Origin of the sequence: Aquitalea sp. LB_tupeE (assembly GCF_013391415.1) — a bacterium.
GTDB lineage: Bacteria > Pseudomonadota > Gammaproteobacteria > Burkholderiales > Chromobacteriaceae > Aquitalea.
The window spans coordinates 250,516-262,744 of sequence record NZ_JACAXB010000017.1 but is presented as its reverse complement, the minus strand read 5'-3'; the positions used below and the strand labels follow the sequence as shown (position 1 = coordinate 262,744).

Below are 12,229 nucleotides of genomic sequence, written 5' to 3'. Positions count from 1 at the left end.
TTGAAAGTCCAATCAGTTCAATGTGATGCGGTCAGCAGGCCGGTAAACCCACTCAAGGCCATGATCTGTTGCAGATTGCTGTCTGGCGCAAAGCGCTGCCGGACATCAAGCGCACCGGCAGCGGCCATGGCACGCTGCTGCGGCATCCCATCCAGCGCGTTGGCAATTGCCTCGGCCCAGGCCTGGGCGTTGCCGGCTTCAACCAGCATGCCGGTCTGGCCATGTTTTACCGTTTCAGGAATGCCGCCGGTATTGCTGACCAGCACCGGACAGTGCAAGGCCAGTGCTTCGATTTGCGACATCCCAAGCGGCTCATAAGTGGACGGCATCAGCAGCAAATCAGCGCAGCGATACAGTGGCGCCACCGGGGATACCACACCAGCCAGCAGCACACGCTGCTGCAAGTCCAGGCGCTGGATTTCGGCCTCGATATCCGCCCTTGCCACCCCATCCCCCGCCACCAGATAGCGCCAGTGTGGATGGCTATCCCGCAAAAGGTTCATTGCCTGCAGGATGGTCAGGTGCCCCTTTTCGCCGCGCAGCATGGCTGCATGCAACAGCACCGGGCTGTCATCTGCCGCCAGCCAGCTGGCGATATGAGACGGCAAAACTTGATCAACAGCAGCATCCAGCCCGGCAAAGTCTATGCCCGGATACACCACATGGATACGCTCGGGCCGGATGGCCGGATTCTGCAACAAGGCATTACGCAGATAGTGACTGGGCACCATGGTGGCATCCACCAGCCGGTTATACGACCAGGCCGACGGTTTGCCCGGCTGATAGGTGCGCGAGCGCAACAAGAACGGGCGTCGCCACACCAGCCGCGCGGCAATGGCCAGATTATTGCTGTCATGCCCGCTGTGGCAAATGGCCAGACGCGGCTGATGCTGGCTGATCCAGCACCGCAAAATGGCAATGGACGGCAGGTGCAAGCTGTTACGGAAGCGTACCGGCAACACCGACAGCCCTTGTTGCAAGGCTACCTGCTCCACCCGGCTGCCAGGACGGCAGGCCAGCATAGTGCGCAGGCCATGTGACTGCATCTGGCGCATTTGCTGCATCAGTTGCAGCTCCTGGCCACCCACATTGTCGGATGATTCGGTGAACAATATCCAGTCAGCGCTCACGCCATTTCCTCTGCACGATCAGAAGACAGCAAAATGGCAGCAAATACGCAGATCAAGACACCATACAAGGCAGTCTGGGAAACAATCCAGAAGTAAGTGTCCATCAATCCGATCAAGAAAAATACCACAACTGTCAGCAGACCCGCATGAGCAGCAAACCGACGCGCGGGCATAGACGCTGTCAAAGCACCGGCAAAGAAAGCGCCGGGAACACAATACAGGGCCAAAGCCAGTACGATGCCAGGCAAGCCCATCTCCACCCCCATGTTCAGGATTTCATTATGCGGATGAGGTGCAGTAGAAATCAAAGATGAAGCACGGCCTTGCTTGATCCGGCGATGGACTTCTTCGTAGTAACCTTCTTTCCCTACTCCCAGCATCGGATGTTCCAGAATGATATTTGCAGCGGTCTGCCACATCAGCAAACGCAAGCCCATGGAGGTATTCTGATTTTGTCCGCTCACGGCAATGTCGTTTATGCCTTCATGGACACGATTGCTGATCTTGTTCTGGCCAGACAGCAGCAACACAGATGAAATGCTAATGCACAGCAGGGACATCACGGCCACCTTGCGCAGGGGCCACCTGCTGTAATAAGCGATCGCAATGAATATACCTGCCATCATGACCAGCAATGCAGCCCGCGAGCCTGAGTAGTACGCCCCCATCAGACCTGCAGCCAAACCTACGGTTTTGATGACAGAAAACCCAACTGCAAAACGTCGCAACGTAATTGGAACTGGCAGTAAAAAAACCAAGAACCCAAGTAAGGCAGAAAAACTACCAAACGGAATGGGATTGCTAAAACCATTCCAGCCACGGCTGGGATCTACCCCCCATGCATAATGGGCGTAGTGGGTACTGAGGTAGCCCCAAGTCATCACTCCAAATGCACCTATTATCGTGGCGTAGCAGGTGGTAAGCAGCCATTGACGCGGTAACGAAGTCAAGCCAAACAATGCCAAAGCGGCCAGAAAAAAACGGCTCGGTGCATCCAATACATGCAAGGAAACCGGCATGCCAAACATAATCTGCAAACCAGCCAGCAACAACGGGGCGGATAACACGGCAAAAATACGCCAATGCCAGCGAGTTGGCTTTCCTAGCTGGCAAAGCGCAGCCAGAAACATCAGGTAAAGAAATAGATTTGCGCCGCCCTTCATGGTCATGCTTGCCGCAAAAAAACCGGCAGTCGGCAGCAATAAAAGCCATTGCCTCAGAGTTAACTCCGGCATATTCCCGACAGAAAATTTCCGCATCAACATTTAGACTCTTTCAATTCTGAATTTGGAGTACATCGATAATCCCTTGCCACACCATATCCACCGTGATGGCTTCCATACACTTTGCACGCCCGCACTCATTGTTTTGTTCGCCAAACCTGCGCGAGCAGCGCTCCACCCATTGCACAGGCCGGAAGTGGACTTCATGTTGATTGCGACAAGGGAAAGGTGCCATGCCAACAGCAACACAGCGCTGATGAGAAAAAAAGCGGCCAGGACCAAATACCGTGGCATCACCGGGCCCAAACAACATGACCAACGGAACTGCAGCTGTTTTGGCCAGATGTGCGACTCCGGTATCCGGGCTAACACAACATATTGCCCCTGCAAGCAAAGAACGCAGCTGCGGTAGAGACAAACAACCGTCCATCACCATGTCTGTTCCAGACATGGGTAATGAGGCGAGAAGGTGTTCTTCCTTTGGCCCACAAGACCAGACGATATTCCAGCCATGACCTCTGATGCGTTCTGCTAACTGATGCCAATTTGAGCTAGCCCAGAATTTGGTGGGAGAACTCGCTCCAACGTGCAGAACAACATAGGGTGCAGTAGGTAAAGCGGTAGCAAGAACCGGCCAAGCGTTGAGCTCAAACGGGGCTGGTTCTGTACCATCAATCAGTCGCGCAGCGGTTTCACTCCAGCACTCAGGCTCGGTAGCGTACGGCACCGCCTCATCCAGCAGCCAGTTCTTGTGGGCTGGTTGTTCACCGGCAAAACCGACAATCCAGCGCGCGCCGATGGCCCGCGCCAGATAGCTCAGCCGGTTTTCGCCCATCAGCAGCACCAGGTCGAAACGCGGCATGGCAAACAGTTGGCACACCGAGGCAAAGTTGCGGATGTGCCAGCCAAAGGCGCGCACACCATAAGGATGACCGGCGTATAGTGCGACCTGCCCGGGCGGGCAGGCCATGACGATGTCGGCCTGTGGATAACACTGCCTGGCCTTGGCCAGCAGGCTGGTAGCCATCAGCGCATCACCCAACAGGAACTGGTGCAGAATCAAGACGCGTTGTACCTGTTCCGGCCCGGGCTTGCGGCGCAGCCATTGCCATGGCAGACGGAACAACAGGGACAGGAAAACCAGTACCCGGCCGGGGAAACGACTCTCTTTCATCATGCCGGTCTCGCTGTCTGGGAGTTTTCCCCGTGTAGATGTGGCAGCAGGCGATGATAGAGGGCCAGCATTTGCGCCACCATGTGCTGCTCGGTTTGTCCTTCCACCCGCTGGCGGGCCTGAACTGCCATGGCCGGCCAGTTGGCCTGTGCGGACAGCCAGGCTGCTACATTGCGCTGCCAGGCCGGAGTATCATGCGGAGCGGCCAGCCAGCCGGTGGCCGGGCTGACCCACTCGGCGCCACCGCAATGGGTGCTGGTCAGCACCGGTAAGCCACAGGCCATGGCTTCCCCCACCACCGAGCCGAAGGGTTCGTACATGGTGGGCAGAATAAAACCATCGGCCACGCCGTAATGGCTGAGTACATCCTTTTGTGGGCCGGTAAACACCACCCGGCCGGCAACACCCAGCTGCTTGGCCAATTCCCGATAGGCCGCCAGTTTCTTGTCGCCCCCCACCACCACCAGCCATACCGCCGGATGCGGCTGGATGGCACGCAGTGCCTGTGCCACGCCCTTGCGTTCAAAACCGGAACCTACATACACCAGCACCGGTGCCGCAGCAGGAATACCGTATTGGCTGCGCAGTGCGCTGCGCTGTTGCCGGGCAGATACCGGATTGAAACGCTGTGCATCCACACCGTTATGAATCACCACGCATTGCTCTGGGCGAACTGGAAAGCGCTGCAATACGTCCTGTTTCACCATTTCCGAATTACAAATCACCGTGCGCAAGGCCGGATGGCTGAACATGGCTTTTTCCATGCGCAGCATGAAATGATGATAGGGATTGCACCAGACCGACAGCTTGTGCCACCAGCCCTTGCCTTCGGCGCGGGCCGCCAGCCAGGCAGCATGCACCCCATCGCCGGCACGGAAGATATGGCAGCCCGGAATGCGTTCGTGCGACTGCACCAGATCTGCCTCCAGTTGCTGCCAGGCGCGGCGCGCGGCGCGGGCAAAGCTCCAGTCTCGCCAGATGCTGCCCAGATAGAAGGGATTGACGCGACACACGGCCACGCCATCCAGTTGTTCCCAGTTACGGTTGATCAGTACCGGCTGCAATTCGTCCTGCTGTTTGAGCTGGCCCAGAATGGCGCTGACAATCCGTTCTGCGCCACCGGCCGGATTGTATTTCTGCCGCACAATGGCCAGTCGACTCATGCGGTTTCTCCCAGCACGGCATCCACTGCATCCAGCACTTGTTGCAGGCTGATCAGCTTCAGGCATTCGCTGTTCCAACCGCCGCCGCAACCGGCGTTGCCGCAGGGACGACAGGGCACACGGGCAGCAACCACGCGGTGCGGCACTTGCCATGGCCCCCATTCAATGTCACCAGACGGGCCGAACAGGGCTACACAGGGTGTTTTCATCGCCGAGGCAATATGCATGGGCACCGAATCCACGCCGATATACAGACGGGCATTGTCGATGGCTGCGGCAAGTTCTTTCAGGGTCAATTGCCCGGCCAGGCTGGCAACCGGCTGCGTCAGCCGCGACTGGATATCGGCCAGCATGGCCATTTCATCCGGGCTGGGCGCGGCCGTCAGCAGAACGCGCTGGCCACGCTGCTGCAGGGTGTTGATCAGCGCGGCCATGTTTTCCACCGTCCAGCTCTTGAACAACCAGCGCGAGGTGGGGTGTACCAGAATGTACTGTCCAGCCTGCAAGCCTTGTTGTTCCAGCTTGGCCGCCAGCGTAGCCTCGGCATTGTGCCCGGCCACCAGGGTCAGCTGGCGCTGCTGTTCAGCGGGATACACCCCGATACGCCGCAGTGCATCCAGATGGATTTCAATGGTGTGACGGCGGTTGCCCGGCACCTGCAAATAACGATGAGTAAAGCTTTTGCGGAACAGCTTGCCATACGGACCATCCGGTCCCACCGACCAGCGTGGCGACAGCAGGCGAACCAGCCAAGCCCCGCGCTTGTGTTCGGTCAGGGTGATGACCAGGTCGTACTGGCGCTGGCGCAGGCGGCTGATCAGCCCCAGTTCGGCCTTGCACTGACCAATCAGCCCCAGCTTTTTCCAGTTGCGGTCTATGGTGTGCAGCTGGCTGATGGCCGGATGCAGACTGAGCATTTCCTGGGTGTCACGATAGACCAGTGCATCGATTTCCAGCTGGGGGGCCTGCTGTTTGAGGACGCTGAACACAGGGGACGTGAGCAGCACATCCCCATGGTGGCGCAGTTTGATGACCAAGACGCGGCGCACCTGGTTCAGATCGATGGAGTCGTTCAGCATAGATAGGGTGAAAAAAGCCGGATCAGGCATCCGGCTCGGCATTCAGCAGTTGCAAAAGATCGGCGATTTTATCAGGGTCTTCTGATCGAAGCATGCGCCCTGCAATGGGTGCGATATCGTCCAGATGGGTGTTGAGCACCATGCGCTTGACCGAGAGCAGGCTGGCCGGATGCATGGAGAACTTGCGTAGGCCCATGCCCAGCAGCAAGCGGGTCAGGCGCGGGTCACCCGCCATCTCGCCGCACACGGATACCGGCACCCCACCCTTGATGCCGGTGCGGATGGTATGCAGGATCAGCTTGAGCACCGCCGGATGCACCGGGTCGTACAGGTGGCTGACCGAATCGTCGTTACGGTCGATGGCCAGGGTGTACTGGATCAGGTCGTTGGTGCCGATGGACAGGAAATCGACATATTTGATGAAACTGCCCACCACCAGTGCGGCAGACGGAATTTCAATCATCGCGCCGACTTCCACCTTTTCATCAAAGGGCAGACCTTCGGCGTGCAATTCCTGCTTGGCGTAATCCAGTTGGGCAATGGACTGCTTGAGTTCGCCCAGCGAGTTAAGCATGGGGAACAGGATTTTCACCTTGCCATAGTGCGAGGCACGCAACAGCGCGCGCAGCTGGGCGCGGAACATCAGCGGTTCGGCCAGGCACAGGCGGATGCCGGTGAGGCCAAGTGCCGGATTGTCGGCCACATCGTGGTTCAGCCACTTGGGGTTCTTGTCAGCCCCCAGGTCCATGGTACGGATGGTGACCGGCAGGCCTTTCATGTCTTCGGCCACCTTGCGGTAGGCCTCAAACTGTTCGTCCTCGGTGGGCAGGGTGTCGCGCCCCAGAAACAGGAATTCGCTACGGAACAAGCCCACACCGGCCGCACCGGAGCCCTTTACCACCTCGACATCCTGCGGCAGCTCGATATTGGCCAGCAGTTCGATCACCGTGCCATCTTTGGTTTTGGCATCGGACTTACGGATGGAAGACAGCTTGCGCTTGGCGTCGCGCCAGGCACGCTGGCGACGGCGGTATTCGCTCAGCACCAGTTCGTCCGGGTTGATGATCAGCACGCCTTGCTGACCATCGACGATGATCTGTTCTTCCTCGCGAATCAGCTCGCGCGCGTGATGCAGGGCGATGACGGAGGGCAGGTCCAGACTGCGCCCCAGAATGGCCGTGTGTGAAGTCGCACCGCCTACGTCAGTGACGAAGGCGGCAAAGCTGGAATCCTTGAAATACACCATGTCGGCCGGTGACAGGTCGTGCGCCACCAGAATAGTGTCGTCCAGCAAATCGCCCGGTGCCGGCAGTTGCGGCGTATGGCCGTCCAGATTCTTGAAAATGCGTTCGACCACCTGCAACACATCGTTCTTGCGTTCGCGCAGGTAGTCTTCTTCGATAGCGTCAAACTGCTCCACCAGCAGGTCGCATTGCAGTTTCAGCGCCCATTCGGCATTGCAGTGCTGCTTTTCGATGATTTCGCGCGGTTCGCGCGAAATGGTGACATCGCCCAGCAACATGATGTGCAAGGACAGGAAGGCACCCAACTCGGCCGGGGCATTTTCCGGGATGCTGCCCCACAGCATCTCCAGTTCCTTGCGTGTGGCACGCACGGCTTCGTCGAAGCGCGCCATTTCGGCCGGAATGTCCTTCTCTTCCAGGCCGTAATGCGCCACATCGTCCATGCTGCGCGAGATGAGATGGGCCCGGCCAATGGCGATGCCGCCACCAATGGCTACACCGTGCAGGGTGATATTCATCGTCCCATCCCCTCCTCAAGCGGGCTGATTCATTCAGCCTCGTCAAAACGATTGTTGATCAGTGCCACCAGCGCATCCAGCGCTTCCTGCTCGTCCGGGCCGTCCACGTCCAGCTCCACGGTGGCCCCCTTGGCCGCGGCCAGCATCATCACACCCATGATGCTCTTGCCGTTGACACGCCGACCGTTGCGGGCGATGCCCACATCGCTCTTGAAGCGGCTGGCCAGCTGGGTGAATTTACTCGAAGCCCGCGCATGCAGGCCAAGTTTATTGATAATTTGTATTTCAACGCGCAGCATTACCGTCCCCTGGAAGAATATAAAGCACGCCCTCCAACCCACCGGTAATGGCCTTGCTGACCACGATTTCCAGCGGTTGGCTGCTATAGCTGAGCGCACGTACCAGCATGGGCAGACTGACCCCGGCAACGGCTTCCACCTTGCCCGGGTTAATCAGCCGGCTGGCGATATTGGATGGTGTGCCACCATACATATCAGTCAGAACCACTACGCCATCGCCTTGTTCCAGGCGCGCAACCAACGCAGAAGCCTCGACCAGTTTCTGATCCGGGTCCTCGGTTTTTTCTACCGCCAGCGTGGCGATATTGTCCGGGTCCCGACCTAATACATGCCGGGCGCAGTCCAGTAGACAAGCGCCCAGATTGCCATGCGATATGACCAATACACCTACCATGCCCGCGTCTTCTTGTCCGTAACGATGATCGGCACACAGCTGCCCCGGGGGCAGGCTGCACTCATTTCTGCTGCGAATCCGCCATTGTAGCAGGCCCGTTTTCCACACGGCGGAACCAGGCCAGTTTATCTGCCAGCGTGACAACGCTGCCCACAATGATAAGCGCTGGCGACGCAACACCATAGGAAGAAATCAGTGCCGGCAGGCTCTCCAGTGTTCCGGTCAGCGTGCGCTGACGCGCGGTGGTGGCCCATTCGATGACTGCCGCCGGGGTATCCGCCGGTTTGCCATGGGCGATGAAGGCCGCGCACAGATCAGCCGCCATGGTCAGGCCCATGTACACCACGACGGTCTGATCCGGCCGGGTAAGGGCTGGCCAGTCCAGATCAATGCTGCCGTCTTTCTTGTGGCCGGTGACAAAGGTCACCGACTGGGCATGGTCACGATGGGTCAAGGGTATACCGGCATAACTGGCTGCGCCATTTGCCGAGGTAATGCCCGGCACCACTTCAAACGGAATGCCATGGGCGGCCAGGGTTTCGATTTCCTCACCACCACGGCCAAATGTAAACGGGTCGCCGCCTTTCAAGCGCAACACGCGCCGGCCTTCGCTGGCCAGACGCACCATCAGCGCATTAATGTCTTCCTGCGGCAAGGTGTGATTGGCACGTGCCTTGCCCACATAGATGCGCTCGGCATCACGCCGTACCAGCTCCAGCAGTTCCGGCGCAACCAGCTTGTCATGCAGCACCACATCGGCCTGCTGCATCAGGCGCAGCGCACGGAAGGTAAGCAGGTCGGGATTGCCCGGCCCGGCGCCCACCAGATACACCGCACCGCTGGGACGATCCTCTGCCGATGCCAGTTGCTGCTCCATTTCGGCACAGGCCACTGCCTCGCGACCATTCATCACCGCTTCGGCAATCGGCCCTTCCAGCACGTTTTCCCAGAAAATGCGACGCGACTCCACATCGGCAAAACGGGCTTTTACCCGCTCGCGGAAGCGGGCCGAAAATGCCGCCAGCAAGCCGAAACCCGCCGGAATGATGCTTTCCAGCCGTGCCCTTACCAGGCGGGCCAGCACCGGCACGGCACCGCCGGAGGAAACGGCAATCACCAACGGCGAGCGGTCGATGATGGCGGGCGTGATATAGGTGGACAGTTCCGGGTCATCCACCACATTGACCGGAATATTCTGTGCTTGCGCCGCAGCCGACACCTGCTGATTGACCGCGCGCAAATTGGTGGCCGCCACCACCAGCCGCATGCCAGCAACGCGCGATGCCTCAAACCGCTCCGGCAGCCACTCTAGCTCGCCCCGTTCAATCATCTGGGCCAGCTCGGCCGTCACTTCCGGGGCAAGCACCGTCAGGCGAGCACCAGCCGCCTTGAGCAAACGTACCTTGCGCAGGGCGACATCACCCCCGCCCACCACCAGGCAGGCGGCATCCTGCAGCTTGAGAAAAATCGGAAAATAATCCATGCAACACTCCGCAACAATCGGCACAGCATACTTTATTTGTTGCACAAAAACGACGATAGCGGCATATGCAGTCTGATTTTCATCATCACAATTCCGAAATCAGGTGCCATGATGAAGTAAAGCCCCGCACAAACGTCAACAGGGGCGGCATCAGAAAGCGGCGGGTAGACAATTGGATAAATTGAGCGCAAATACCGGCAGCAGCACCATCCGGTCTGGCGCGGCCCTGTTGTTACTTAGTGCTTCGGCATGGGCGGCGCCGGCAGCCAGCCTCTCCTGGGAATGGCCCCTGCTGTGCAGCCTGGGCCTGGCAACAGGGGGGTGGCTGGGTAGCCTGTGGCAACGTTGGCGGCTGCGCCAATTGCAAGAAGATGCCCTGCGTTTCAATGCGCAGCACTCCGGCGAAGCCATGCTGATTCTGGATGAACAAGGGCGTGTGCAGGCTGCCGGTGAAGCCTGTGAACAGTGGCTGGATATCGGCCCCGACCAGCGCCTGCCAGATACGCTGTACACGCGCTTGCAACAACAGACCGCCCTGCTGGGGAGTGCCCAGCCCATGGCGTGGACGGATGCGCGCTGTGGTCATGCCCGCCTGAACATTCAGCAATTGGTGCTACCTGCGGAATTCCTGCCTGCACGCTGGCGCATCATCCAGCTGCATGCGCAGGACGAGGCGGTGCTGGCCGTACCGCAAGCCCAGGCCATGCTGACAGCCATGCAAGGTGCGCGCATCGGCCTGTGCGAATTCGACCTCGACAAGAAGCTGGTGCATGGCTCGCCCTCGGCCTTGGCCACCCTGTTAGGCTTACCCGCCAATGAGGTGCAACTGGATCTGGGCGCTTGGTTGGAGCGTGTGCACCCGGATGACAGACCACAGCTGGAAAACGCCCTGCAAGCCATCGCTCACAGCGGGCAGACCAGCCAGGAGCTGGAATACCGTATCCGCCACGAAAAACAGCACTGGGAGTGGCTGGAGCAAATCCTGCAGGGCAAGGACTGTGAGGACGATACGCATCGCGTGCTGGCCCTCAGTCAGGTCATCACCCCGCGCAAACTGGCCGAAGCGGCCATCCGCAGGCGGGAACAGGAATTCCGCACGCTGGTGGAAAACTCCAGCGACATCATTGCCCGTTATGATCTGGCGCTGCGTTGCCAGTTCATCAACCGCAGTGTCAGCCGTTATTCACCGCTGATCCGCGATGAACACATCGGCAAGACCATGGCGGAAAAAGGCTGGCCGGCTGATATCGTCCAGCAGTTTGAAAATGAATGCCAGACGCTGATCGACACCGGGCAGCCACGCTGTTTCGAGATGGAATTGCTGCTGCTCAACCGGCGCCATATCTTCGAAACCCGGCTGTTTCCGGAATTCGACAGCCACGGCAAGCTCACCAGCATTCTGTCGGTCGACCGTGAAGTCACCGACAGTCGACTGGCCCAGCGCCTGCTGAGTGAAGAAAATGCCGTGATGGAGATGATTGCCTCCAATCAGCCGCTGGAAGATACGCTGGCGCAGATCTGCACCATGATAGAAACCCAGCTGGCGGGAGGCCGCTGTTCGGTGATGCTGCTGACCGAAGACGGCCAGCACCTGCATGTGGCATCCGGCCCGAGGCTGCCTGCGGGATATACCTCCCGGATAGAAGGCATCGCGATCGGCCCGGAAGTCGGCTCCTGCGGCACCGCGGCCTACTGGAAACGCACCATTATTGTCGAGGATATGGAAAGCAGCCCCTTGTGGCAGCCCTATCTGGAATTGACCCGCCGCTTTGCGCTGCGCGCATGCTGGTCCACGCCACTGTTTAGCAGTCAGCGCGAACTGCTGGGCACCTTTGCCATTTATTACAGCGAGCCACGCACCCCCACGCCGGAAGAAATGCGTCTGGTGTACCGCAGTTCGCACATCACTGCCATTGCCCTGCAAAGCGACCTGCATGAACAGAAGCTGGTCCAGCTGGCCACCGTCGATGAACTGACTCACCTGGACAACCGCCGCCATTTCCTGCAACAGGCCGGGCGAGAACTCAAACGCAGCCAGCGCTATCAGACGCCAATGGGGGTGCTGATGATGGACCTGGACCATTTCAAGAACATCAACGACCAATACGGTCATGCGGCCGGGGATGAAGTGATCACCCACTTTGCCCGCCTGTGTCGCGAAGTATTGCGCACCAGTGACCTGACCGGCCGCCTGGGGGGCGAAGAATTTGCCGCCGTCCTGCCCAATACCGACAGCAATGCCGCGCTGGCCGCGGCCGAACGCTTGCGCCAGGCTGTCAGCAACAGCCAGGTGACGGTCAATGGCCAGAACATCCATTACACCGTCAGCCTGGGCATGACGCTATTGCGCGAAACCGACTTGCACGTGGACGACTTGCTCAAGCGGGCAGACAAACTGCTGTACCAGGCCAAGCACGAAGGACGCAACCGGGTATGTCATGACCTGGCGCTCAAGGTGGTGTGAGGGACAGCAGCAGGCAAGGCGGCTATCGCAGACGGCGACTGTGGCTCTAGAATACGCG

At 59.1% G+C, this 12,229-nt stretch carries 10 protein-coding genes; 1 reads left to right on the top strand and 9 read right to left on the bottom strand.

From position 1 onward, the window contains the following. Positions 1 to 17: 17 nt before the first annotated feature. From HWX34_RS09365 to cysG, 9 genes are all read right to left on the bottom strand, one after another. On the bottom strand, positions 18 to 1,130 hold the full coding sequence (locus HWX34_RS09365) for a glycosyltransferase family 4 protein (protein ID WP_370459708.1): 1,113 nt from the start codon (positions 1,128 to 1,130) through the stop codon (positions 18 to 20). Next, the gene (locus HWX34_RS09360) at positions 1,127 to 2,395 is read right to left on the bottom strand and encodes an O-antigen ligase (RefSeq protein WP_178971979.1); all 1,269 of its coding nucleotides are present in this window, start codon (positions 2,393 to 2,395) and stop codon (positions 1,127 to 1,129) included. The genes HWX34_RS09365 and HWX34_RS09360 overlap by 4 nt, the downstream gene beginning before the upstream one ends. Before the next feature lie 10 nt (positions 2,396 to 2,405). Next, a complete protein-coding gene (locus tag HWX34_RS09355; protein WP_178971978.1) occupies positions 2,406 to 3,479 on the bottom strand; it encodes a glycosyltransferase family 9 protein in 1,074 nt (357 codons plus the stop codon). Positions 3,480 to 3,526: 47 nt separating this feature from the next. Beyond that, complete coding sequence (locus tag HWX34_RS09350; RefSeq protein ID WP_178971977.1) at positions 3,527 to 4,690, bottom strand: glycosyltransferase family 4 protein; 1,164 nt, start codon at positions 4,688 to 4,690, stop codon at positions 3,527 to 3,529. Continuing rightward, the gene (gene rfaQ, locus HWX34_RS09345) at positions 4,687 to 5,769 is read right to left on the bottom strand and encodes a putative lipopolysaccharide heptosyltransferase III (protein WP_178971976.1); all 1,083 of its coding nucleotides are present in this window, start codon (positions 5,767 to 5,769) and stop codon (positions 4,687 to 4,689) included. The genes HWX34_RS09350 and rfaQ overlap by 4 nt, the downstream gene beginning before the upstream one ends. 22 nt (positions 5,770 to 5,791) lie before the next feature. Next, positions 5,792 to 7,531 carry a phosphoenolpyruvate--protein phosphotransferase gene (gene ptsP / locus HWX34_RS09340; protein ID WP_178971975.1) on the bottom strand — a complete coding sequence of 580 codons (1,740 nt, stop codon included), beginning with the start codon at positions 7,529 to 7,531 and terminating at the stop codon, positions 5,792 to 5,794. Positions 7,532 to 7,560: 29 nt separating this feature from the next. After that, positions 7,561 to 7,830 carry an HPr family phosphocarrier protein gene (locus tag HWX34_RS09335; RefSeq protein ID WP_045847765.1) on the bottom strand — a complete coding sequence of 90 codons (270 nt, stop codon included), beginning with the start codon at positions 7,828 to 7,830 and terminating at the stop codon, positions 7,561 to 7,563. After that, positions 7,817 to 8,224 carry a PTS sugar transporter subunit IIA gene (locus tag HWX34_RS09330; protein ID WP_178971974.1) on the bottom strand — a complete coding sequence of 136 codons (408 nt, stop codon included), beginning with the start codon at positions 8,222 to 8,224 and terminating at the stop codon, positions 7,817 to 7,819. The genes HWX34_RS09335 and HWX34_RS09330 overlap by 14 nt, the downstream gene beginning before the upstream one ends. A gap of 61 nt (positions 8,225 to 8,285) precedes the next feature. After that, positions 8,286 to 9,707, bottom strand: coding sequence for a siroheme synthase CysG (cysG, locus tag HWX34_RS09325; protein WP_178971973.1), 1,422 nt, complete (start codon positions 9,705 to 9,707; stop codon positions 8,286 to 8,288). A 181-nt stretch (positions 9,708 to 9,888) separates the two neighbouring features. On the opposite strand from cysG, the gene HWX34_RS09320 reads away from it, so the two are divergent. Continuing rightward, positions 9,889 to 12,171 (top strand): diguanylate cyclase, encoded by a 2,283-nt coding sequence (locus tag HWX34_RS09320; RefSeq protein ID WP_178971972.1) that lies wholly within the window; start codon positions 9,889 to 9,891, stop codon positions 12,169 to 12,171. Positions 12,172 to 12,229: the final 58 nt, after the last annotated feature.

What these genes read in the sequence shown, in the direction of transcription:
- HWX34_RS09360 (WP_178971979.1), bottom strand. Translation starts at nt 2,395, where the DNA reads ATGTTGATGCGGAAATTTTCTGTCGGGAATATGCCGGAGTTAACTCTG.
- HWX34_RS09350 (WP_178971977.1), bottom strand. Translation starts at nt 4,690, where the DNA reads ATGAGTCGACTGGCCATTGTGCGGCAGAAATACAATCCGGCCGGTGGC.
- rfaQ (WP_178971976.1), bottom strand. Translation starts at nt 5,769, where the DNA reads ATGCTGAACGACTCCATCGATCTGAACCAGGTGCGCCGCGTCTTGGTC.
- ptsP (WP_178971975.1), bottom strand. Translation starts at nt 7,531, where the DNA reads ATGAATATCACCCTGCACGGTGTAGCCATTGGTGGCGGCATCGCCATT.
- HWX34_RS09335 (WP_045847765.1), bottom strand. Translation starts at nt 7,830, where the DNA reads ATGCTGCGCGTTGAAATACAAATTATCAATAAACTTGGCCTGCATGCG.
- HWX34_RS09330 (WP_178971974.1), bottom strand. Translation starts at nt 8,224, where the DNA reads ATGGTAGGTGTATTGGTCATATCGCATGGCAATCTGGGCGCTTGTCTA.
- cysG (WP_178971973.1), bottom strand. Translation starts at nt 9,707, where the DNA reads ATGGATTATTTTCCGATTTTTCTCAAGCTGCAGGATGCCGCCTGCCTG.